Annotated in this window: 19 protein-coding genes and 3 tRNA genes; 8 read left to right on the top strand and 14 right to left on the bottom strand. The window is 60.6% G+C overall.

Annotation, left to right across the window (positions count from 1 at the left end; genetic code table 11):
• Positions 1-56: 56 nt before the first annotated feature.
• The 10 genes from SJI03_RS09910 to SJI03_RS09955 form a co-directional block, all read right to left on the bottom strand.
• Positions 57-133 (bottom strand) — tRNA-Asp (locus SJI03_RS09910).
• A 17-nt stretch (positions 134-150) separates the two neighbouring features.
• Positions 151-227 (bottom strand) — tRNA-Asp (locus SJI03_RS09915).
• 125 nt (positions 228-352) lie between these two features.
• Positions 353-625, bottom strand: coding sequence for an HU family DNA-binding protein (locus SJI03_RS09920; RefSeq protein WP_010398442.1), 273 nt, complete (start codon positions 623-625; stop codon positions 353-355).
• A gap of 203 nt (positions 626-828) precedes the next feature.
• Complete coding sequence (lon, locus tag SJI03_RS09925; protein WP_034787304.1) at positions 829-3,240, bottom strand: endopeptidase La; 2,412 nt, start codon at positions 3,238-3,240, stop codon at positions 829-831.
• A 276-nt stretch (positions 3,241-3,516) separates the two neighbouring features.
• A complete protein-coding gene (gene clpX, locus SJI03_RS09930; protein ID WP_010398446.1) occupies positions 3,517-4,785 on the bottom strand; it encodes an ATP-dependent Clp protease ATP-binding subunit ClpX in 1,269 nt (422 codons plus the stop codon).
• 200 nt (positions 4,786-4,985) lie between these two features.
• Complete coding sequence (gene clpP / locus SJI03_RS09935) at positions 4,986-5,603, bottom strand: ATP-dependent Clp endopeptidase proteolytic subunit ClpP (protein WP_369811567.1); 618 nt, start codon at positions 5,601-5,603, stop codon at positions 4,986-4,988.
• Between the two features lie 85 nt (positions 5,604-5,688).
• Positions 5,689-7,029: a trigger factor gene (tig, locus tag SJI03_RS09940; RefSeq protein ID WP_070256539.1), complete on the bottom strand. Its 1,341-nt coding sequence runs from the start codon at positions 7,027-7,029 to the stop codon at positions 5,689-5,691.
• Positions 7,030-7,753: 724 nt separating this feature from the next.
• A tRNA-Leu gene (locus SJI03_RS09945) sits at positions 7,754-7,836 on the bottom strand.
• 173 nt (positions 7,837-8,009) lie between these two features.
• Positions 8,010-11,108 (bottom strand): efflux RND transporter permease subunit, encoded by a 3,099-nt coding sequence (locus SJI03_RS09950; RefSeq protein ID WP_322427044.1) that lies wholly within the window; start codon positions 11,106-11,108, stop codon positions 8,010-8,012.
• Positions 11,105-12,268: an efflux RND transporter periplasmic adaptor subunit gene (locus tag SJI03_RS09955; protein ID WP_322427045.1), complete on the bottom strand. Its 1,164-nt coding sequence runs from the start codon at positions 12,266-12,268 to the stop codon at positions 11,105-11,107. The genes SJI03_RS09950 and SJI03_RS09955 overlap by 4 nt, the downstream gene beginning before the upstream one ends.
• A gap of 290 nt (positions 12,269-12,558) precedes the next feature.
• On the opposite strand from SJI03_RS09955, the gene hpnC reads away from it, so the two are divergent.
• The 6 genes from hpnC to SJI03_RS09985 all read left to right on the top strand — a co-directional run bounded on the left by hpnC (position 12,559) and on the right by SJI03_RS09985 (position 17,612).
• Entirely contained in the window at positions 12,559-13,440 is an 882-nt protein-coding gene (gene hpnC / locus SJI03_RS09960; protein ID WP_322427046.1) for a squalene synthase HpnC, read from the top strand.
• A gap of 46 nt (positions 13,441-13,486) precedes the next feature.
• A complete protein-coding gene (gene hpnD, locus SJI03_RS09965) occupies positions 13,487-14,320 on the top strand; it encodes a presqualene diphosphate synthase HpnD (protein WP_099376923.1) in 834 nt (277 codons plus the stop codon).
• A gap of 7 nt (positions 14,321-14,327) precedes the next feature.
• Entirely contained in the window at positions 14,328-15,698 is a 1,371-nt protein-coding gene (gene hpnE / locus SJI03_RS09970) for a hydroxysqualene dehydroxylase HpnE (RefSeq protein WP_322427047.1), read from the top strand.
• Positions 15,699-15,822: 124 nt separating this feature from the next.
• Positions 15,823-15,978 (top strand): hypothetical protein, encoded by a 156-nt coding sequence (locus SJI03_RS09975; protein WP_322427048.1) that lies wholly within the window; start codon positions 15,823-15,825, stop codon positions 15,976-15,978.
• Between the two features lie 19 nt (positions 15,979-15,997).
• Positions 15,998-16,795: a DUF1700 domain-containing protein gene (locus tag SJI03_RS09980; protein ID WP_322427049.1), complete on the top strand. Its 798-nt coding sequence runs from the start codon at positions 15,998-16,000 to the stop codon at positions 16,793-16,795.
• 10 nt (positions 16,796-16,805) lie between these two features.
• Positions 16,806-17,612 (top strand): head GIN domain-containing protein, encoded by an 807-nt coding sequence (locus SJI03_RS09985; RefSeq protein ID WP_099376926.1) that lies wholly within the window; start codon positions 16,806-16,808, stop codon positions 17,610-17,612.
• On the opposite strand, the gene SJI03_RS09990 is transcribed toward SJI03_RS09985, so the two are convergent.
• On the bottom strand, positions 17,609-18,862 hold the full coding sequence (locus tag SJI03_RS09990) for a TIGR03862 family flavoprotein (protein ID WP_322427050.1): 1,254 nt from the start codon (positions 18,860-18,862) through the stop codon (positions 17,609-17,611). The genes SJI03_RS09985 and SJI03_RS09990 overlap by 4 nt on opposite strands.
• Before the next feature lie 155 nt (positions 18,863-19,017).
• Between SJI03_RS09990 and SJI03_RS09995 the strand changes: the two genes are divergently transcribed.
• Positions 19,018-19,251, top strand: a complete 234-nt coding sequence (locus tag SJI03_RS09995) for a hypothetical protein (protein ID WP_219308928.1) — start codon at positions 19,018-19,020, stop codon at positions 19,249-19,251.
• A gap of 46 nt (positions 19,252-19,297) precedes the next feature.
• Here the strand turns inward: SJI03_RS09995 and moaD are convergent, their stop codons facing one another.
• The 3 genes from moaD to thrC are packed head-to-tail and all read right to left on the bottom strand — an operon-like array spanning position 19,298 to position 22,297.
• Entirely contained in the window at positions 19,298-19,564 is a 267-nt protein-coding gene (gene moaD / locus SJI03_RS10000; RefSeq protein WP_322427051.1) for a molybdopterin converting factor subunit 1, read from the bottom strand.
• 10 nt (positions 19,565-19,574) lie between these two features.
• Complete coding sequence (glp, locus tag SJI03_RS10005; protein WP_322427052.1) at positions 19,575-20,801, bottom strand: gephyrin-like molybdotransferase Glp; 1,227 nt, start codon at positions 20,799-20,801, stop codon at positions 19,575-19,577.
• Positions 20,802-20,815: 14 nt separating this feature from the next.
• Positions 20,816-22,297, bottom strand: a complete 1,482-nt coding sequence (gene thrC, locus SJI03_RS10010; protein ID WP_322427053.1) for a threonine synthase — start codon at positions 22,295-22,297, stop codon at positions 20,816-20,818.
• 270 nt (positions 22,298-22,567) lie between these two features.
• Here thrC and SJI03_RS10015 point away from each other — a divergent pair, with 270 nt between their 5' ends.
• Entirely contained in the window at positions 22,568-23,308 is a 741-nt protein-coding gene (locus SJI03_RS10015) for an AAA family ATPase (RefSeq protein WP_322427054.1), read from the top strand.
• Positions 23,309-23,337 lie beyond the last annotated feature (29 nt).

The following is a 23,337-nucleotide window of genomic DNA, read 5'->3' on the forward strand; positions in this document are numbered from 1 at the left end:
GGCGCTGAAAAAGAAAAACCCGCGCTACTTATTCAGCAGCGCGGGCTTCTATATTCTGGCGGAGCGGACGGGACTCGAACCCGCGACCCCCGACGTGACAGGCCGGTATTCTAACCAACTGAACTACCACTCCTTAAGAGCGTATTTTTTTGGCGGAGCGGACGGGACTCGAACCCGCGACCTCCGACGTGACAGGCCGGCATTCTAACCAACTGAACTACCACTCCGAAAAATACACAGTACTACTTGCATTTGTATCCAGGGTTGTTATTCGAAGAACTTCAACCCTGAAATCGCGGCACCCGAAGGCGCCGCCAAATGTTTCCGGTGATTGTCACCTCACCGAAGTCCGTTAGTTTACAGCATCCTTCAAAGCTTTACCAGCTTTAAATTTTGGAACTTTTGCAGCTTCGATCGTGATCGCTTCTTTCGTACGCGGATTGCGGCCGGTACGCTCAGCGCGTTCGCTGACCGAGAAAGTGCCAAAACCAACCAGCGTCACGCTGTCGTTGTTTTTCAAAGTTTCCGTCACGCCGCCGATAACAGCGTCGAGTGCGCGCGCAGCGGCGGCTTTGGAAATGTCAGCTTTTTCAGCAATGTGGTCGATCAATTCAGTCTTGTTCACTAGCATCCCCAATTACAAAGGTATAAAACGTTTACCGTATCGTTGCGGCACTTTTGGCACCACAGCTGTCCGGCGAAAAAATGTGCAGGCGTATTAAACAAGCCACACTGTATATGTGTCAAGCGCTTTGGGGGCGCAATTCACGTTTCAATATAAAACAAGCGCTCTAAAAGCGCTTGTTTGGGGAAAACAGGGGTAAAACGTTAGTGTTTTACCACCTCACCGGCCGCGTCGGGCTTGGCCGCGGCGGCCGTGACAGCCTCCACCGCAGCGACATCCGCCAACGCTTCAGGCATGCGTTCGAGGGCGATTTCCAGCACTTTGTCGATCCAGCGCACGGGAACGATCTCCAGTTTGTTCTTGACGTTGTCCGGAATATCGGCCAGGTCTTTCACGTTCTGCTCTGGAATCAGGACCGTCTTGATGCCGCCGCGATGGGCCGCCAGCAGCTTTTCTTTCAGGCCGCCGATCGGCAATACTTCGCCGCGCAAGGTGATCTCGCCCGTCATCGCCACGTCGGCACGCACGGGAATGCCCGTGAAGACCGACACCATCGCCACCGTCATGGCCGCGCCAGCCGAAGGACCGTCCTTCGGTGTCGCGCCTTCCGGCACGTGGATGTGGATATCGCTCTTCTCGAACACGTCCGCCTTGATGCCCAGGCGCTGCGCCCGGCTGCGCACCACCGTGCGGGCTGCCTCGATCGACTCTTTCATGACGTCGCCCAGCGTACCCGTGCGGATGATGCCGCCCTTGCCCGGCATCGACACGGCTTCGATGGTCAGCAGATCGCCGCCCACTTCCGTCCATGCCAGACCGACCACCTGGCCGACCTGGTTTTCTTTCTCTGCGACACCGAAATCGTAACGGCGCACGCCAAGGAATTTATCCAGGTTCTTCGAGTTGACGATGACTTTCTTGTCGGATTTCTTCAGCAGCAGCATCTTGACCACCTTGCGGCAAATCTTCGACACTTCCCGCTCGAGCGAACGCACACCGGCTTCCCGCGTGTAGTAGCGGATGATGTCGCGCAAGGCCGACTCGGCCACCGAGATTTCCTCTTCCTTCAAGCCGTTGTTCTTGATCTGCTTCGGCAGCAGATAACGCTGCGCGATGCTGGTCTTTTCATCTTCCGTGTAACCGGACAGACGGATCACTTCCATGCGGTCAAGCAAGGCTGGTGGAATGTTGTACGAGTTCGACGTGGCCACGAACATCACGTCGGAGAGGTCGAAATCGACTTCGATGTAATGGTCGGAGAACGTGTGATTCTGTTCCGGATCCAACACTTCCAGCAAGGCCGACGAAGGATCGCCACGGAAATCGGCGCCCATCTTGTCGACTTCATCGAGCAGGAACAAGGGATTGCGCACGCCGACTTTCGACAGCGATTGCAGGATCTTGCCCGGCATCGAGCCGATGTAGGTGCGGCGGTGGCCGCGGATCTCGGCTTCGTCGCGCACGCCGCCCAGGGCCATGCGCACGAACTTGCGGTTCGTCGCGCGGGCGATGGACTGGCCCAGCGAGGTCTTGCCCACGCCCGGAGGACCGACGAAGCACAGGATAGGCGCTTTGAGCTTGTCGACGCGCTGTTGCACTGCGAGGTATTCCAGGATGCGTTCCTTGACCTTGTCGAGGCCGTAGTGGTCGCCCTCGAGCACTTTTTCCGCATTCGCCAGGTCGTTGTTGACCTTGGATTTCTTTTTCCAAGGCAAGTTGACCAGGGTGTCGATGTAGTTGCGCACGACGGTGGCTTCGGCCGACATCGGCGACATCAGCTTCAGCTTTTTCAGCTCGTTGGTGGCCTTGTCGAGCGCTTCCTTCGGCATTTTTGCCGAAGCGACTTTCTTCTCCAGCTCGTCGAGGTCGGCGCCATCTTCGCCCTCGCCCAGCTCTTTCTGGATCGCCTTGACTTGCTCGTTCAGGTAGTACTCGCGCTGCGATTTTTCCATCTGGCGCTTGACGCGGCCACGGATGCGCTTTTCCACCTGCAGGATGTCGAGTTCGCCTTCGAGCTGGCCCAGCAGATGCTCGAGGCGCTTGGCCACGCTGAAAATTTCCAGGATGACTTGTTTTTGCTCAAGTTTCAGCGGCAGGTGCGCGGCCACCGTGTCGGCCAGGCGGCCGGCATCGTCGATGCCCGACAGCGAAGCGAGGATTTCCGGTGGAATCTTTTTGTTCAGTTTGACGTACTGGTCGAACTGCTGCACGATCGCGCGGCGCATGGCTTCGACTTCCGACTCGTCGCCCGGCTCGGACTCGAGCGGCGTCAGGTCGGCGATGAAGTGCGTCGGCGCATCGCTGATATGGTTGATACGGGCACGCTGCGCGCCTTCGACCAGCACCTTGACGGTGCCATCGGGCAGCTTCAGCATTTGCAGAATATTGGCAACGCAGCCAATTTCATAGATATCCGAAGGAGACGGCTCGTCCTTCGCGGCTGCTTTTTGAGCGGCAAGCATGATGCTCTTGCCCTGCTCCATCGCAGCTTCCAGCGCCTTGATCGACTTTGGACGGCCAACGAACAGCGGTATCACCATATGCGGGAAAACGACGACATCCCGCAACGGCAATAACGGCAGTTGAGTTTGCTCAGTTAATTTGGAAGTTGTCATGGCGTACCTTATAGAAAGCGTGTTTACGATGTTGGCGCTCGCTGCCAAAACACAAGACCGGCGAGAATAAATAATTCTGTGAAACAAACATTTTTCTGTTTATTTCGCAAAACACACCCGCATGACGGTAATAAATGCAGTTTTCACAGTAAAAAAGCCACGCGCAGCTAAGCGCCGCGAGTGGCTTTCCGATTGAAGCCTGCACTCATTGATTTAAATTGTACTGCCATGCATTAAGGAATCAAAACCCTTTTTATGCATTTGTCTCGGCAGTTTTCAATTTTCTCCGGAGGCCTTGGCAGTCTCTTGATAAATCAACAAAGGTTTGGCACCGCTGGTGATGGTATTTTCGTCGATGACGACCTTCACCACATTTTGTTCGCTCGGCAGTTCGTACATGACGTCCAGCAAAGCATGTTCCAGGATGGAGCGCAGGCCACGGGCACCGGTCTTGCGCGCCAGCGCTTTCTTGGCGATCGCATGCAGGGCGGCCGGACGAATCTCCAGTTCCGCGCCTTCCATCTCGAGCAGCTTCGAATACTGCTTGATCAGCGCATTCTTCGGCTCGACGAGAATCTGGATCAGCGCCTCTTCCGTCAATTCCGCCAGGGTGGCGATGACGGGCAGACGGCCGACCAGTTCCGGGATCAGGCCGAACTTGACCAGATCTTCCGGTTCCGCTTGCAACATCAGTTCGCTGGCCGAGCTTTGCGACTTGCTGCGCACCGTGGCCGAGAAGCCGATGCCGCTCTTTTCGGAACGGTTGGCGATCACTTTCGACAGGCCGTCAAAGGCGCCGCCGCAGATGAACATGATGTTGGTCGTGTCGATCTGCACGAAATCCTGGTTCGGATGCTTGCGACCGCCTTGTGGCGGCACGGAAGCCATCGTGCCTTCGATGAGTTTCAGCAAGGCTTGCTGCACGCCCTCGCCCGACACGTCGCGCGTGATGGACGGATTGTCGGACTTGCGCGAAATCTTGTCGATTTCATCGATGTAGACGATGCCGCGCTGGGCTTTCTCGACGTCATAGTTGCAGCTTTGCAGCAGCTTCTGGATGATGTTTTCCACGTCTTCACCCACGTAACCGGCTTCGGTCAGGGTGGTGGCGTCGGCGATCACGAACGGCACGTTGAGCATGCGCGCCAGGGTCTGTGCCAGCAGGGTCTTGCCCGAGCCGGTAGGACCGACCAGCAAGATGTTGCTCTTGGCCAGTTCGATGTCGTCTTTCTTGCCCAGGTGCTTGAGGCGCTTGTAATGGTTGTACACCGCCACCGACAGGATGCGCTTGGCAGTCTGCTGGCCGATCACGTACTGATCGAGCAAGGCGGCAATTTCTTGCGGCGTCGGCAGGTCGGATTTGGTACCGGTCACCGTCTCGATGCTCGACGTTTCATCACGGATGATGTCGTTGCACAGGTCGATGCACTCGTCGCAAATGAACACGGACGGGCCGGCGATGAGTTTCTTCACCTCGTGCTGGCTTTTGCCGCAGAACGAGCAATACAGTAATTTTTCGCCGCTAGAGGATTTTTTGTCTGACATAAGGCATTTTGGTTGGAACTGCATTAACAATATTGCAAAATCGCAAGCCGGATGATGGTTGCCGCCCGTAAAGGCCGCTAGCCATGGCGCAAGTCAACAACGCGCACAAGCTCCATGCTACCCGAAATAAAAGCGAAACGCCCGAACGTTTGATCGCCCGGGCGTTTACTTACATGCTTAGCAATACCGGTAGGGGCTCATCAAGCGCGGCTGGTCAACACTTTGTCGATCAAACCATACTCAACGGCCTCGTCGGCGGACATGAAACGGTCGCGGTCGGTGTCCTTGGCGATCTGTTCGATCGTCTGGCCCGTGCGCTCGGCCATGATGCCGTTCAAGCGGGTGCGCAGGTAAAGGATTTCCTTCGCCTGGATCTCGATATCGGACGCCATGCCTTGCGAACCACCGGACGGCTGGTGAATCATGATGCGCGAGTTCGGCAGCGAAAAACGCTTGCCCTTGGCGCCAGCGGCCAGCAGGAAAGCGCCCATCGAAGCAGCCATGCCCGTGCACAGGGTCGAGACGTCCGGCTTGATGAACTGCATGGTGTCGTAGATGGCCATGCCGGCCGAGACGGAACCACCTGGCGAGTTGATGTAAAGCGAAATTTCCTTTTCCGGATTTTCGCTTTCCAGGAACAGCAGCTGGGCGACAACCAGATTGGCCATCTGGTCATTGACCGGGCCGACCATGAAAATCAAGCGTTCCTTCAGCAGGCGCGAGTAAATATCATACGAGCGCTCGCCGCGACCGCTTTGTTCCACCACCATCGGCACCAGGCCGAGCATCTCTGTGTCCAGCGCTGGATTACGGTTCATACCTGTCATTTCATTTCCTTGTGAAGCAGTTAGGGGAAGCCGCCCTCACCTTGCGGCAAGAGCAGGCATCCCAATACCAACTGGTTTACGCTTGTGCGTTGCTTCCCATCAGTTCGTCGAAAGCAACTGCTTTCGTCGTGACTTTCGACAGGCCCAACACGTAAGTGACGACGTTTTCTTCCAATACAAGGGCTTCGATCTCACCCAGACGACGACGGTCGCTGTAGTAGTACTTCAGCACTTCGCGTGGATCTTCGTAGCTTTGAGCGAAATCTTCGATTTGCGCCTTGACTTGCTCAGGCGTCGCCTGCAGCTTGTTGTCGCCCACCAGTTGCGACAGGATCAGGCCCAGGCGTACGCGACGCTCGGCTTTTTCTGCGAACAGTTCTGCTGGGAAAGGCACGTCCTTGACGTTCATGCCGCGCTGCGCCATGTCCTGGCGGGTCATTTCAGCCAGGCGCTCGGAATCCTGAGCGATCAGCGTTTTTGGCACTTCCAGCTCAGCAACTTTGATCAGCGCGTCCATGACGGCTTCCTTGTTGCGTGCTTTCACGCGGCCAGCGACTTCGCGTTGCAGGTTGACTTTGATGTCTTCGCGCATTTTGGCCAGGTCGCCATCGGCAACGCCCAGCGACTTTGCGAATTCGGCATCGACTTCCGGCAGGTGCGCCCATTCCAGCTTTTGCAGCGTGATGGTGAACGAAGCGGTTTTGCCAGCGACGTCTTTACCGTGGTAGTCCTCTGGGAACGACAATGGGAAAGTCTTGGACTCGCCCACTTTCAGGCCCAGGGTTGCTGCTTCGAATTCTGGCAGCATGCGGCCTTCGCCCAGCACGAAAGCGTAGCCTTCAGCTTTGCCGCCTGGGAATTCAACGCCGTCGATCGAGCCGACGAAGTCAACGGTCACGCGGTCGCCATTGGCAGCGATCGGCTCACCGCCGTCGCCGTGTTCGCCAGCTTCGCCCTTGGTGTGGAAGTGCACGCGCTGCTTGCGCAGGATGTCGATGGTCTTGTCGATTTCGGCTTCCGACACGTCGGCTTGCACGGTTTCGATTTCAACGGCCGTCAGGTCGCCGATGGCAACTTCCGGATACACTTCGAACGTTGCGTCGAAAGCCAGCTGGCCTTCGGCTGCTTCTTCTTTCGGCACGATGTTCGGGAAACCGGCCACGCGCAGATTGTTTTCGTTGGCGGCGTCGTTGAACGCACGGCCGACTTTGTCATTCAGCACTTCGGATTCAATTTGGTAGCCGTATTGTGCTGCGACCATTTTCAACGGCACTTTGCCCGGACGGAAGCCCGGTGCCTTAGCCGTACGGGCTTGCACTTTCAGGCGCTTCTCAACTTCCGTGCGGACGTCCGTCAGCGGGAAGGAGATCGTGATACGACGTTCGAGTTTGCCCAAGGTTTCGACTGCAGTTGCCATGTAAAAAATCGTCCAAAAAATAAACACTGTTGGTGCGAGAAAAGAAGACCCGACCCCTTGCGCCATCACTGGCGGCAAGACATGGGTCCAGCTTCACTCGCTCGCATATTCATCTGTAAAAGTACTGCAAACAGGACGATGGACCTGGTCTACCCGGCTGAGGAAAAACCCGCACCAGGCACCAAACAATCCGCCGCTTCCAGTACTGCGACAGGGCTCCGAGCGTCCAGCCTTGCTTCTAAGTAAATGCAGGGCCGGCCATCATTCGGTAAAGCGTGGCATTATAACAAAGGACTTCGGGAAAGTGGCTGGCTTTGCAGCCCGGCCACAGAGGATACCAGCGGCGGCGAACGAGTCGCCACAGCCTGGGGGTGCCCTGTCTTTACTCTTGCCCCGGCATTCTTTGTTTCGCCAGAGACAGGCTTTCCAGCCTGCTTCGTTCATTAGTATATGCGAACTGGCGCCCCGTCCGAAACAAAGAAATGCGCTCACAGCGAAGATTTCGGGCAAAAAACCTTTGATTTACCTCAATTTGGCCATTTTTCAGGCAAATCTCCGTCCCGACCCCGCCTCCCCGCCCGATCTCCGACGAAAAATGGCGCAAACAAAGGCATTCCGAATGACGGAAATACAGGCAAGGCAACAGGAAAACGGGAAAGACGCCTGCAAGGAGGCTGAAGAACAACTTGATGGTGCTGCACCTCCGGGCTGGAACAACCCGGATTGGTGCGGATGGGGAGACTCGAACTCCCAAGCCGAAGCACTGGCTTCTAAGACCAGCGTGTCTACCAATTCCACCACATCCGCATTTGTACTACTTGCAACAGATTACTCGCCTGTCGCCTCTGATTTTAACAACTCGGGAGCGATCTGGCTACCGTGGACTTATAGAGCAAGCCCTCGGTAAAGCAAAGGCGGCATTCTACTGGATTTCCCAGAGGAATGCCGCCTTTTTTATGCCTGCACCCTGATGCTGGCTGCTAGCCTTCTTTTGCGCTCACCGGCTCCGGCTTCTTGACCCGGAACCAGGCCGCATACAGGGCTGGCAGGAACAGCAAGGTCAACGCCGTCGCCAGGATCAATCCTCCCATGATGGCGACTGCCATCGGCCCCCAGAACACGGAGCGCGACAAGGGGATCATGGCCAGCGCCGCGGCGGCGGCCGTCAGCACGATGGGGCGGCAGCGGCGCACGGCCGAATCGATGATGGCATCCCACGGGGCCGAGCCATCCTTGATGTCTTGCTCGATCTGGTCGACGAGGATCACCGAGTTGCGGATGATCATGCCGAACAGCGCGATGACGCCCAGGTTGGCCACGAAGCCCAGCGGGCGGTGCAGCAGCAGCAAGGCAAACGCGGCGCCCGCCACGCCCAGCGGCCCCGTCAGGAACACCAGCAGCGAGCGCGAGAAACTATGCAGCTGCAACATCAGCAAGGTAAAGATGATGAAGATCGCCAGCGGCAGGTTGGCCGCAATCGACGCTTCCGCCTCGCCGCTGTCGGCCGCCACGCCCTTCACATTGATGCGGTAGCCGGCCGGCATCTTGGCCCGCAAGGCGTCGAGCTGCGGCGCCAGCTGCGTCGACACGGTGGCGCCCTGGATGCCATCGATCACGTCTGACTGCACGGTGATGGCCCATTCACGCTTGTCGCGCCAGACGACACCCGGCTCCCACACGAAATGCACGCGGGCCAGCTGCGAGATGGGCACGGACTTGCCCGTCGCCGTCGGAATATTCGTGTCATTCAGCACGGAAATCGTCGCCCGCTCTTCCAGTGGCTGACGCACCTGGATATCGATCAATTTATTGTCTTCGCGGAACTGGCCGATGACCGTGCCCGACAGGATCGTATTGGCCGCCTGCATCACCGTTTTCGAGGTGACGCCCAGCGCGCGCATCTTGTCCTGGTCCAGGTCCAGGCGCAGTACCTTCACCGATTCATTCCAGTTGTCGTTGACGCCCAGGGTGTTCGGATTGGCACGCATGATGTCCTTGACCTGGTCGGCGATGGCGCGCACACCGGCCACTTCCGGCCCCGTGACGCGGAACTGCACCGGATACGGCACCGGCGGTCCGTTCGGCAACAGTTTGACGCGGCCCCGCACTTCCGGGAAATCTTTCTTGAAGACATCGACGATTTGCTGGCGCAAGCGTTCGCGGTCGGCCAGGCTCTTCGGCAAGACCACCACTTGCGACACGTTGGTCTGCGGGAATATCTGGTCCAGCGGCAGGTAGAAACGGGGGCTGCCCGTACCCACATAGCTGGTCACGCTTTCCACGCCGTCGAGCTTGCCCACGAAGGCTTCGAATTTCTTGACCTGCTTTTCATTCGCGGCGAAGGTCGTGCCTTCGGGCGACCACAGTTCCACCATCAGTTCGGGACGGCTGGAATCGGGGAAGAATTGCTTTTCGATAAAATTGAAACCATAGATGCCCAGCGCAAAGATGGCCAGGGTGGCGGCGATCGTCGTCTTGCGCCACTCCACGCACCAGGTGACGGCGCGGCGGAAGCGGCGGAAGTTCGGCGTGTCGAACAATTCATGGTCGTTATGCGCGTGCGGTTTCACTTTCAGCAAGACGTAGCCGATATACGGCGTGAAAACGACGGCCACCACCCATGAGATGATCAAGGCCAGCGCATTGACGGAGAACAAGGAGAACGTGTATTCGCCGGCGGCCGACTTGGCCAGGCCGATGGGCAAGAAGCCCGCCACCGTGATCAGGGTGCCCGTCAGCATGGGCATGGCCGTCGACGTGTAGGCAAACGTGGCCGCGTCGAAGCGCGACATGCCCTCTTCCATCTTGCGCACCATCATCTCGACGGCAATGATGGCGTCATCGACCAGCAAGCCCAGCGCGATGATCAGGGCACCGAGCGAAATCTTGTGCAAGTCGATGTCGAGCAGGCGCATGAACAGGAAGGTGACAGCCAGCACCAGCGGGATGGTCAGCGCCACCACCAGGCCCGGCCGCACGTCGATGCGCAGCGGTTTCGTGTGCAAGCCCAGCGCGACAAAGCTGACGGCCAGCACGATCAGGATGGCTTCGATCAGGGTATGCACGAATTCGCCCACGGAGGCCGACACGGCTTCCGGCTGGTTCGACACGCGCTGCAGTTCTATGCCCACGGGCAACTCGCTCTTCATGCGCGTCACCGTTGCCTGCAATGCCTTGCCCATGTCGATGATATTGCCGCCCTTTTCCATCGACACGCCCAGGCCGATCACTTCCTTGCCGTTGAAACGCATCTTGTCCTTGGGAGGATCGACGAGTTCGCGTTTCACGGTAGCAAAATCACCGAGGCGGAAGGTGGTGCCGTTGGCGCGTAGTTCCAGGTTTTCCAGGTCCTTGACGGTCAGCATGGCGCCCGTCACGCGCACTTGCAGATTGTCCGTCGGCGTCACCAGCACGCCCGTGGCGTTGATGCTGTTTTGCGCGGACAGCTGCTGCACGATGGCGTCGAAAGGAATGCCCAGCTGGGCAAATTTCTTGTGAGAAAAGACGATATTGATCTTTTCATCCTGCACGCCAAACAGTTCCACCTTCGATACCTGCCCCACGGCCAGCAGTTCCTGGCGCACCTTGTCCGCGTAATCCTTCATTTCCGCGTACGTAAAACCGTCGCCGGACAGGGCGAAGATGGAGCCATACGTGTCGCCGAACTCGTCATTGAAGAACGGACCCACGACGCCAGACGGCAAGGTGCCCTGGATGTCGCCGATCTTCTTGCGCACCTGGTACCAGGCGGCCGCCGTTTCCTTCGGCGGCGCCGATTCGCGCAGCTCCAGCAGGATCAAGGTTTCACCCGGCTTCGAATAGCTGGTGATCTCGTCGATGTACGGCGTTTCCTGCAGTTTCTTTTCCAGCTTGTCCGTCACCTGCTCGGCCATCTGCAAGGCCGTGGCACCGGGCCAGTACGCTTGCAGCACCATGGCACGGAAGGTAAACGGGGGATCTTCATCCTGGCCCAGGCTGGCATAACTGAGCATGCCGCCGATCAGCAGCACGGCCATCAGGTAGCGCGTCAGGGGAATGTGTTCGAGCGCCCAGCGCGACAGATTGAAGCCGCCCTTCATTTGACGGCACCCACGCTGACGGCGGCAGCGGCGACATCAGGCTTGCTGGCCAGTTCGGCGCCGAGGATGGACACTTTCTGGCCAGGCTTGAGCAGGTTGACGCCGGCCGTGACCACGGTCTGGCCCGCTTTCACGCCCGAAGTCAGCAGCAGCTCATTGCCCGCCACGCCGCCCACCGTCACCGGCACCAGCTTCACGGCGCCGTTTTCCACCACCCACACGGAACTTTGCGATTTCTCATTGAACAGGGCCGTCAGCGGCACCTTGATCTGCGGCGTGGCCGTTTGCGAGGCGAACTGCACCACGGCCGTCATGCCCAGGCGTGCCTGCGGCGCGTCCGGGATGCTGACCTTGGCGATATAGGTGCGCGTGGCGGCATCGGCCACGGGCGACACTTCGCGTATCTTGCCCGGCAAGCCCTGCTTCGGATCGGCCCACAGACGCACCACCACATCCTTGACGCCGCGCAAGGTTTCCACCTTGTCTTCAGGAATGCCGATCACGACTTCCTTCTCGCCGCTCTTGGCCACTTGCACGACGGGCGCGCCGGGCGCCACCACCTGCCCCACTTCGGCCTCGATGCGCGTGACGACGCCGTCGACGTCGGCCAGCAAGCTGGCATAGCCGGACTGGTTCGCCTGGCCACGGTACAGGGCCTGGGCCGCTTCCACGTTCGCCTGCGCCGCCTTGTAGGTGGCGTCCTTGCCGTCCAGCACGGCTTGGCTGACGAAATTTTTCTCGCGCAAGTCCTGGTAGCGCTTGAGTTCCGCGCGCGCCAGGTCGCGGCTCGTTTCCGCGCTGACCAGCGAAGCCTTGGCCTGCGCCTGCGACAGCTGCAAGTCGACAGGGTCGAGCTGCATCAGCACTTGCCCCTTCTTGACCGTGGCGCCCACGTCGACCTTGCGCGCGACGATCTTGCCGCCCACGCGGAAGCCCAGCTGCGATACGACACGGGGCACAACCTCGCCCGCCAGCTCGGCACTCACGTCAACATTACTGCTAGACAATACGATCGCGCGCACGGGGCGCACGTCTTCTACTTTGACGGCAGGCTTGGAACAGGCCGCCAGGGTCAGCGCCAGAGCGGCAGCGGCAATCAGCCGCAGGGCGGGAAGAGCTGGTACGCCGGTCTCGCGGCGCAGGGTTTTCAGGGCAAACAAGGTATTTTCCTTTACTATGCGGGCTGCAATATTTTTATGCGGAGAAACTTTTTGCTTGTCCTTTGGGCCAAGCCAAACTTTTTCGCACGCGATATCCTTAAATTTGTGACAATATCAGCTTGGTCATGACGGGGAGTGATTTTCCCCTAATGACTTTCTGGTTATTAATTATAATCGTGCGTAAAAGTTTTTAGTGACTTTTGCGTCATTAATCTTGAGACGTACAACGTCCGGCCACATTCCAGCGTTTCAGGGGTGCCGGGCAAACGCAAGACTAGAGAAGTGTGTTCATGCCTGTAGACCATTACGAAAATTTTCCAGTTGCATCATTTTTACTGCCGCGCCGCCTGGTGCCTGCCGTCGAAGCCATCTATGCCTTCGCCCGCAGCGCCGACGACCTGGCCGATGAAGGCGACGCCACGCCGGCCGAGCGCCTGGCCGCCCTGCACGCCTATGAAGCGGCGCTGGGCCGCATCGCCCGCCAGGAAGACCATGCTGGCGAGACCGCCGCCATGTTCGAACGCCTGGCTGCCGTCATCGCCAAACACCAGCTGCCGCTGAAGCCGTTTTACGATCTGTTGTCGGCCTTCAAGCAGGATGTGGAAACGACGCGCTACGCCAGTTATGACGACGTGCTCGATTACTGCGCCCGCTCGGCCAACCCCGTGGGGCTGCTGATGCTGCACCTGTATGGCGCGGCCGATGAACAGAATGTACGCGATTCCGATGCGATATGTTCAGCTTTGCAACTAATTAATTTCCTGCAAGACGTCGCCATCGACCAGCAAAAAGAGCGCATCTACCTGCCGATGGAAGACTTGACCCGCTTTGCCGTCTCCGCCGCCGCCTTCGAGCGGCCCGAGGCGCACGGCAAGTGGAGCGCCATGATGCGCTTCGAAGTGGCCCGCACGCGCGCCCTGATGCTGTCCGGCGCGCCGCTGGCCCTGCGCCTGCGCGGGCGCATCGGCTGGGAGCTGCGTCTGGTGGTGCAAGGAGGCTTGCGCATCCTCGAATGCATCGAAGCCGTCAATTACGACGTGTTCCGGCGCCGCCCCAAGCTGGAGAAACGCGACTGGCTGATCATTTTCTGGCGCGCGCTGCGCATGTCGCGCAAAAGCTTGCATCAAGAGACACAAGTAAAAACGGCTTTTCCCCCGTCGCCCACTCTGTAAGACGATAGAATAGCGGCTTCGATCTGCAACCCTTGCTCTTTTGACTATGTCTCCCGACGAATACTGCCAACAAAAGGCCGCCCAGAGCGGCTCCAGCTTCTACTACAGCTTCCTGTTCCTGCCCGCCGAGCGCCGCAAGGCCATCACGGCCCTGTACGCCTTCTGCCGCGAAGTCGATGACACGGTCGATGATTGCACGGACGAAGCCGTGGCACGCACCAAGCTGGTCTGGTGGCGCAAGGAAGTCAAGGCCATGTACGAGGGCATCCCCACGCATCCCGTGATGCGCGCGCTGGAACCGCATCTGGCCGTGTATCAACTGGAAGAAAAGCATTTGCAGGCCATCATCGACGGCATGGAAATGGACTTGAACCAGACCCGCTACCTCGACTACCAGGCCATGAGCCGCTATTGCTGGCATGTGGCCAGCGTGGTGGGCATCTTGTCGGCCAGCATCTTTGGCGCGACCCGCCCGGAAACGCTGCTGTACGCGGAAAAACTGGGCCATGCCTTCCAGCTGACCAACATCATCCGCGACGTGGGCGAGGATGCGCGCAAGGGGCGCATCTATTTGCCGATCAGCGAATTGCAGCAATTCAATGTGACGGCAGCCGACCTGCTGAACGCGCGCCACAGCGAAAACTTTGAAAACCTCATGCGCTTCCAGGTGGCGCGCGCGCAAAAGGCCTACGACGAAGCGTTCGCCCTGCTGCCGGCGGAAGACCGCCGCGCCCAGCGCCCTGGCCTGATCATGGCCGCCATCTACCGCACCGTGCTCAATGAAGTCGAGCGCGACGGCTACCACGTGCTGAAACAGCGCATCTCGCTCACGCCGATCCGCAAACTGTGGCTGGCCTGGAAGACCTGGGTTCGTGGCTAAGAGCAGCGTGAAGCAACGCTACGCCGTCATCGGCGCCGGCTGGGCTGGCTGCGCGGCGGCCATGGAACTGGCGCGCGCCGGTCATTCGGTGACCCTGTTCGAGGCGGCGCGCACCCTGGGCGGCCGCGCGCGCCGCGTCGAACGGGAAAAAACCGTGCTCGACAACGGCCAGCATATCCTGCTGGGCGCGTACACGGAAACCTTGCGCCTGATCAAGCTGGCGGGGCAAGACCCTGCCGAGCTGATCCTCACGCTACCCCTGCAGATGCGCTATCCGGCAAACTCCGGCGGCATGGATTTTCTCGCGCCCCGCCTGCCCGCGCCGCTGCACCTGGCCTGGGCCTTGCTGCGCGCCAAGGGATTATTGCGCGCCGACAAACTGGCCCTGATGCGATTTTCCACCGCCATGCGGACGATGGGCTGGCAGCTGTACCACGATTGCACGGTCAGCGAATTGCTGCAGCGCTTCGACCAGACGGACCGCCTGAACCGGCTGATGTGGCACCCGCTGTGTCTGGCCGCGCTGAATACGCCGCCCGAGCGCGCCTCGGCCCGCGTCTTCCTCAACGTGCTGCGCGACAGCCTGGGCGCAAGCCGCCGCCGCGCCTCCGACATGCTGATCCCGAAAGCGGACCTGAGCAGCATGTTGCCCGACGCGGCCGCCCGCTATGTAGAACAGCATGGCGGCGCAGTACGTACGGGCGCCAAGGTTGCCGCCCTGCACGCCTTGGCCGATGGCCGCTGGCGACTCGATGACGGCGGCGAGGATGGCGCGCAGTATGACGGCGTCATCGTGGCCACCTCGTCCGTGCAAGCAGCCAGCCTGCTGCAAGGTTTGCAGGACGCACGCCTCGATGACGCAATTAACCGCATGCAAGCCTTCACGCCGGAAGCGATCAGCACCTGCTACCTGCAATACGATGCCTCGGTGCACCTGGACTTGCCGTTTTACGCTCTCGTCGATACGCCGCAGCTGCAGCACTGGGGCCAGTTCGTCTTCGACCGGGGCCAGCTCGACGCCAGCCAGGCCGGCTTGCTGGCCGTCGTCATCAGCGCCTCCGGCTATGCCGCAGAGCAAGGCCACGGACCATTGGCGCAAGCCATCGCGGCGCAGCTGGCGCAGGTGTTGCAACGTCCTGAGCTGGCCCAGCCCGTGTGGACCCAGCTAATCACGGAAAAGCGCGCCACCTTTGCCTGCACGCCGGATTTATTACGCCCCGGCAACGCCAGCGGCATGCCGGGCTTGCTGCTGGCCGGCGACTACACGGCCAATGAGGACCGGACGCAGGATTATCCGGCCACCATCGAGGCGGCCGTGCGCAGCGGCGTGGCGGCGGCCAGGGTCGTCACCACGGGCAAGACGGCAAAACAGACCTGACGGTGCATCCTCCCCTGGTGTCGCTCGCCCCCGCGAAATTGCATTCTGTCGCACCGCGCTGGTGCGCTCGCGTACGCTTGGGTACAGTCTGACCATCGACAACGGCCATGCCACGGGGAATACCATGCACACCACCTTGCACTTGAAAAATAGCTTGAAAACCCTGGCGCTGCTGGCTGGTGTGATACTGGCCACCTTGATCGTCATTCAAGTACAGCAGGCGCCACAAGCACCATTGATGCTGAGCCAGGCAAGCATGCTGCTGCCGGCCATGGGCTGAAGCGGCGGACAGGAAGAATATGATGAACAAACAAGATTATCTCGACGCACTGCGGCGCGCGCTGGCAGGCTTGCCACCGGACCTGGTGGCCAAGACCCTCGACTATTACGAGCAGACCTTCATCGAAGGCGCGGCGGCCGGCCGCAGCGAGCACGAAATCGCCGAGGACCTGGGCGACCCGAAAAAAATCGCCCTCACCTTGCGCAGCAGCACGCACCGCCAGGCTTTCGAGCAAAAGAAAACCCCCGTCAACCTGCTGCGCCTGCTCGTCTCGCTCGTGGGCCTGGCCATCTTCAACCTGTTCATGGTCGTGCCTGCCGCCGTCTACGCGGCCCTGCTGGCCACCCTGTACGCCGTCGGCCTGAGCTTTTACCTGGCCGGCATCGCCATCACGGCCAGCGGTTTGTCCGGCGCCAACGAACTGGTGCTCGACGGTCCGCTGCGCCATGTCTTCATCCATGACGATGACGGCGGCGAAAACGGCGAACGGCGCGAAACGCGCATCACCATCGGCGACACGGGCATCGAAGTCGATCACCTGCCCGGCCCCTTGCAGCATGACCCGGCCGAGTCCCAGCCTGGGGCGCCCGGCGCTTCCTCGCGCATGATGGAGCGGGCCGAGGCGCTGGCTGGCGGCGGCATCCGCATCTCCACCGACATGGACCGCGATGCGCGCACCACGCAAACCGTCTTTGGCGTGGGTATGCTGCTCGGCGGCATCGCCATCTTCCTGCTCAGTCTGGTCGTAACGCGCTATACCTTGATCGGCATCAAGCGCTACGTTGCCATGAATGTTTCCCTGCTCAAAGGTCACTAGAAAGGCTGCCATGAAACGCTTGCTCAAAGTTGGCCTGTCCATGCTCTTGCTGGCACTGGTCCTGATCGCCATGTCGTATGCGGCGCTGCGCGCCAAGGGAATCAGCAATCCCAGCAGTGCCGCCGGCCGTGCCGTGCGCAGCGAAACGCGCCCGGTGGCCGCCAATATCAACAGCATCGACCTGGCCGGCCCCATCGACCTGGTGCTGCGCCGCGGCGCCACGCCCTCGCTGAAGGTGAGCGGCGAACAGCGTCTGCTGTCGAATGTCGACACCACGCAGGATGGCACCACCCTGCATATCGGCCCGAAAGGCATGCTGTTCCACCACCGCCAGCCGCTGCAGGTGGAACTGGTGCTGCCAGCCCTCGTGCGCGTCGAAGTGCACGGCAACGGCGACAGCAAGATCACGGGGTTTTCCGGCGACAGTTTTATCCTGGAACTGACGGGATCGGGCGACGTCAGTTTCACGGGACGCTACAAGCAGGTACAAGCCACCGTCAACGGCAGCGGCGACCTCGACATCAATGCCGGCAACAGCGACAGCGTGGTGCTGGAAATGGTGGGCTCCGGGCGCATCGCCGCCAGCGGCAACACGAAATTCCTGCGCGCCGACCTCAGCGGTTCAGGCGACATCGATGCCGAGCACCTGGCCGCCGACAAGGCCAGCGTCAGCCTGCAAGGCTCCGGCACGAGCACCGTCTTCGTGCGCGACGCCAGCAACCTGACCCTGCGCGGCAGCGGCGACATCCACGTCCACGGCAACCCGCGCCAGCGCGAGACCCAGAAAAGCGGCTCAGGCGAGATTACCTGGCATTAACTTTCGGCATTCACTTTCTCTTCCAGCCAACTGACCGCCTGCTCGCCGGCCGCCTTGCCTTGCGCCAGGCAGGCCGTCAGCAGGTAGCCGCCCGTCGGCGCTTCCCAGTCCAGCATTTCCCCCGCTAGGAACACGCCCGGCATGGCGCGCAGCATGCTGCCTTCGACTCCGTCGAATTCCACGCCGCCAGCGCTGCTGATGGCTTCGTCGATGGGGCGCGGGCGTACGAGTGTCACGGGCAGCAGCTTGATGGCGTCCGCCAGCCTGGCTTCGTCGGCGAAGTCGGCCGCACTCAGGCATTCGCGCAGCAAGCCCGATTTCACGCCCTTGATGCCCAGGCGGCTATTCAGGTGGCTGGACATGGAGCGGGAACCGCGCGGGCGCGTCACTTCTTCGAACACGCGTTCATGCGTGTAGTCGGGCGCGAGGTCGAGCCAGATGGTGGTGCTGCCCTCGGCGGCGATCTGCTCGCGCAGGGCGGCCGATAAGGCATAAATCAGGCTGCCTTCCACGCCGCCCGCCGTGATGACGAACTGGCCCTGGCGCTTGATCATGCAGTCATGGATGTTGCGCGCCGAGATGGCCACCGTCGTCAGCGGTTCGCCCGCATGGCGGCTGCTGAAATGCTCACTCCAGTCCACGTCGAAGCCGCAATTGGCCGGCACCAAAGGCGTCACGGCCACGCCCTGCTCTTGCAGCAGCGGTACCCAGGCGCCATCGGAACCGAGCCGCGCCCAGCTGCCGCCACCGAGCGCCAGGATCACGGCGTCGAAGGCGCGCAAACGCTCACCCTCCGGCGTGGCGAATACCAGCTGGCCGTCGCGCCAGCCCGTCCAGCGGTGGCGCATGTGAAATTGCACGCCCGCTTCGCGCAAGCGGTGCAGCCAGGCGCGCAGTAGCGGCGCCGCTTTCATATCCGTCGGGAAGACGCGGTTCGAGGAGCCGACGAAGGTATCCACGCCCAGGCCGTGTACCCAGTCGCGCACTTTTTGCGGACCGAACTGGTCCAGCGCCGGCTTGATCCAGCGTGCCGGCCTGCCGTAGCGCGAGATGAAGGAACAGTAGTCTTCCGCATGGGTGATATTCATGCCGCCCCGCCCCGCCAGCAGGAATTTGCGGCCGACGGACGGCATGGCGTCGAACAGTTCCACCCTGGCGCCCCGGCTGGACGCTTCCTGGGCGGCCATCAGGCCGGCGGGGCCGCCGCCGATGACGGCGATGTGAAAGGGAGGAAGGCTGGAATGGGTCATGGCAAGCTGGAAAGACGGTGAAAACCCCGGCATTTTAGTCGAGATAAGGCGCGGGGATGGCAAGAATGCCGAAAAATGATGCATACTGCGCGGAGATGCCGCAGTGATCAGCGGCTGGACTTCACGAGACAACGAGACGACAAGAGGAGAAACACATGGGCGCAGGATTCTGGATTTCCCGCTATTTGCTGGCCAGTTCGATCTTATTCATCATCCTGACGGTGGTCGAGTACAGCAAGGGCACCACCAGTCAGGCCGACATCCTCAGCGCGCTGGCCTGGTCGCTGGTGGCGTCGGCCATCTTCATCGGCTCGAAATACTGGCGCTACAAGAAAGCCATCGCTTGCGCCACGTGCAGCGGTGATAAACCAAAAGCCAAGTCGTCATGAAAAAACGGCCACTTCGATGAAGTGGCCGTCTCACTGGCAAGCGCGATCAGCCGCCCGTCACGGGCGGAAAGAACGCCACCTCGTCGCCTTCGCCGATCACGGTATCGGCATCGCACATTACCTGATTGTGGGCCATGCGCAGGGCGCGGCCCTGCGCCAGCGCATATTCCCAGTTGCCGCCGCGGGCGATCAGAAGCGCTCTGACCTCGCCCACCGTCAGCCGAGACACGGCCCCCGCGTCCACTTCCAGCACTTCCTGGCCCGTGCCCACCAGCTCACGCACGCTGGCAAAAAATCGCAGATTGATCTTCATCGATACTTCCTCAGTACAGCAATTCGTTAAACGGGATAAAACGCAGCATGTCGCCGCGCGCAATCGACAGCCCCGGTGGACAATCGATCAAGCCATCGCCCCACACGGTGGACGTCAGCACGCCCGAACTCTGGTTGGCGAACAGTTCCAGTTCGCCGTCGTCATTGACCTTGGCGCGCAAGAACTCGTTGCGCTTGTCCGCCTTCAGGCGCTCGAACGCGGCCGGCAGCTTGTAGCTGCGCGGCGCCAGGCTCCCCGCCACGCCTTGCAGGCGCAGGATGAACGGGCGCACGAACAGCAAAAACGTGACAAAGCTGGAGACGGGATTGCCGGGCAAGCCGACAAAGAAAGCGTCCTGCACTTCGCCAAACGCCAGGGGTTTGCCCGGCTTGACGGCGATCTGCCACATGTTCAAGCGCCCTTCCGCTTCCACGGCCGGCTTGATGTGGTCTTCCTCACCGACGGACACGCCGCCCGAGGTAATGATCAGATCATTGCCCTGGGCCGCCTGGCGCAGCACGGCTTTTGTCGCTTCCAGGCTGTCGGGCACGATGCCCAGGTCCGTGATCTCGCACCCCAGATTTTCCAGCAGGCCGCGCAAGGTAAAACGGTTCGAGTTGTAGACGGCGCCCGGTGCCAGAGGCTCGCCGGGCATGGACAGCTCGTCGCCGGTGAAAAATACGGCCACGCGCAGCTTGCGCAGCACGGGCACCTGCGCCAAGCCCACGGAGGCGGCCAGGCCCATTTCCTGGCTGCGCAGGCGCCGGCCCGCGCCGAGGATTTCACCGCCGGCGCGGATGTCCTCGCCCTGGCGCCGCACCCATTCGCCCGCGTGCGGCACGTGATTCACCGTCACCACGCCATCAAGCACAGTGCACTGCTCCTGCATCACGACGCAATCGGCGCCGTCCGGGATCAGCGCACCCGTGAAGATGCGCGCCGCCGTCCCCGGCTGCAATGGCTGGCCCACGTGGCCGGCCGCGATGCGCTGCGACACGGGCAAGCTGGCCGCGCCACTGGCGCAATCCTGCGCGCGCACGCAATAGCCATCCATCTGCGTATTGTCGCGCTCGGGCACGTTCAGGGTCGACGTCTGCGCCGTGGCCAGCACGCGGCCGTTGGCGCGCATGGTGTCGACCAGCTCCACCTCGGCCACCGGGCGCGCCGCGCCCAGCATGAAGGCTTGCGCCTCGGCCACCGACAGCATCGGTTTGCGTTGTGCGGTCGAGTCGCTCATCACAGGCCCGCTCATCACAAGCCCGTATTTGCGGCGATGTACGCCTTCATTTTTTCCACGTCCGCATCCATCACGATGAATTTTTGCGGCAAGTCTTCGATGTTCTCGAAGCCCTTTGGCCGTTCCGCGTCCACGCCCAGCGCTTCGAGGATGGTTTCGTTGAACTTGGCCGCCAGCGCCGTTTCCAGCACGATCATCGGCACGTTCGGCTCCAGGTGCTCGCGCGCCACCTTGATGCCGTCGGCCGTGTGCGTGTCGATGGTGATGCCGTAGTCGTCGGCCACGTCGCGGATGGTGTCGAGGCGGTCCTGGTGCGTGGATTTGCCCGACTTGAAGCCGTACTTGGCCACCAGCTTGAACTCGTCGCCATCGCTGCCAGGCTTGCCGGACAAGTCGAAGCCGCCATGCGTTTCCACTTTCGTGAACAGGGCGCGCACGCGCTCGCTGTCGCGGCCCACCAGGTCGTAGACGAAGCGCTCGAAGTTCGACGCTTTCGATATATCCATCGACGGGCTGCTCGTGTGAAACGTTTCGGCGGACTTGCGCACGCGGTAGACGCCCGTGCGGAAGAATTCGTCGAGCACGTCGTTTTCATTCGTGGCGGCCACCAGTTTCGAGATGGGCAAGCCCATCATGCGGGCGATATGGCCGGCGCAGATATTGCCGAAGTTGCCCGACGGCACCGTGAACGACACTTTTTGCTCGTTGCTGGTGGTGGCCGCCAGGTAGCCGCGGAAATAGTACACGACTTGCGCCACGACGCGCGCCCAGTTGATGGAATTGACGGTGCCGATTTTCTGTTGTGCCTTGAACGGCAAGTCGTTCGACACGGCCTTCACCATATCCTGGCAGTCGTCGAACACGCCTTCGACGGCGATGTTGACAATGTTCGGGTCTTGCAGGCTGAACATCTGCGCCGTCTGGAAAGCGCTCATTTTCTTGTGCGGCGACAGCATGAAGACGCGGATGCCCTTCTTGCCGCGCATCGCGTATTCGGCCGCGCTGCCCGTGTCGCCCGAGGTGGCGCCAAAGATATTGAGTTCGGCGTCGTGCTTGGCCAAGGTGTATTCGAACAGGTTGCCCAGCAGCTGCATGGCCATGTCCTTGAAGGCCAGGGTCGGGCCGTTCGACAGCGCCTGCAGCATCAGGGTGGTCGATCCGCCCTTGACGACGTTTTCTTCGAGCACGCGCAGCGGCGTGATGTCGGCCGCGTTTTCGCCGGCGCGGGCGTTCTTGTAGACTGCCTTGGTATAGGTTTTCGCCGTCAGTGCCTTCAGGTCCGCGGCCGGGATATCGGTGGCGAACTTCTTCAGGATTTCGAATGCCAGGTCGGCATACGACAATGTGCGCCAGGCGTTAAGCTCGGCACCAGTGACTTGCGGGTAGTGTTCTGGGAGATACAGTCCGCCATCGGGGGCCAGGCCTCCCAGGAGGATGTCGGAGAATTGCTGCAGATTCGATGGCGCTTTATCAGCGCGGGTAGACACGTAGTGCATAAATTTGAAGAGTCCAGTTGAGCTGAGTGCGGTTGATCATGAATGGCAGCGGATATTATAGTGCCAGCCGCCGCCCAAGGCGAATCGCGTGGCATTTGCCAGATCAGGATGTGACAATTGGAGAGCCTGAATGTTGTCAAGCCAGCCATAATGGCATGAGATCAAGCCAGATGAACATGGCCGGCGTGCGCACTGGCGCGCGCCGCCGATTTGCGCCACACTGTGCTGAGTATCCCTTGCTATGACCATTATTGGAGTCGAGAACCGGCCATGTCGCTGAGTAAAAAACCGTATCTGCAAAGCGCCGCGCTGCGCCCCGACGCTGTCGTCGACCTGGACCACTATCCGTTCACCATCCCCGCCATCCGCGACTTCGTGCACATGGACTTCCACCGCGACGTGACGTTTTTCGTGGGCGAAAATGGCAGCGGCAAGTCGACCATGCTCGAAGCGCTGGCCGTGGCGCTGGGCTTCGGCAAGGATGGCGGCACGCGCAACGTGCGCATCGCCCTGCCCTCGGACGAGGAATCGGGCTTGCACGCGCATCTGCGCCTGAGCAAGAGCTACAAGAAGCCCGAGGACAGCTATTTCCTGCGCGCCGAGAGCTTTTTCAACGTCGCCACTTACATGGACGACATGCCCGAATACCTGGCCAGCTATGGCGGCAAGTCGCTGCACGCGCAATCGCACGGCGAAGCGTTCATGGCGACATTGATCAACAAGCTGCGCGGAAAAGGTCTGTACCTGCTGGACGAACCCGAGGCGGCCCTGTCACCGAGCCGCCAGATGGCGGCGCTATCCGTGATCCACCAGCTGGTGCAGGACGACTCGCAGCTGATCATCGCCACCCACTCGCCGATTTTGCTCGCCTATCCGAACGCGAAAATCCTGATGTTTACGGGTGGCGGCATCCACGAAGTGGCCTATGAAGACACGGAGCACTTTGCCGTGACGCGCGATTTTTTGAATAACTATCCACGCAGGCTGGAGCAGTTGTTTGAGGAAGAGTGATTTTATCGGCTTGCGCGCTGCGTCAAGCC

Source organism: Janthinobacterium sp. GMG1 (genome assembly GCF_034427795.1).
Lineage (GTDB): Bacteria > Pseudomonadota > Gammaproteobacteria > Burkholderiales > Burkholderiaceae_D > Janthinobacterium.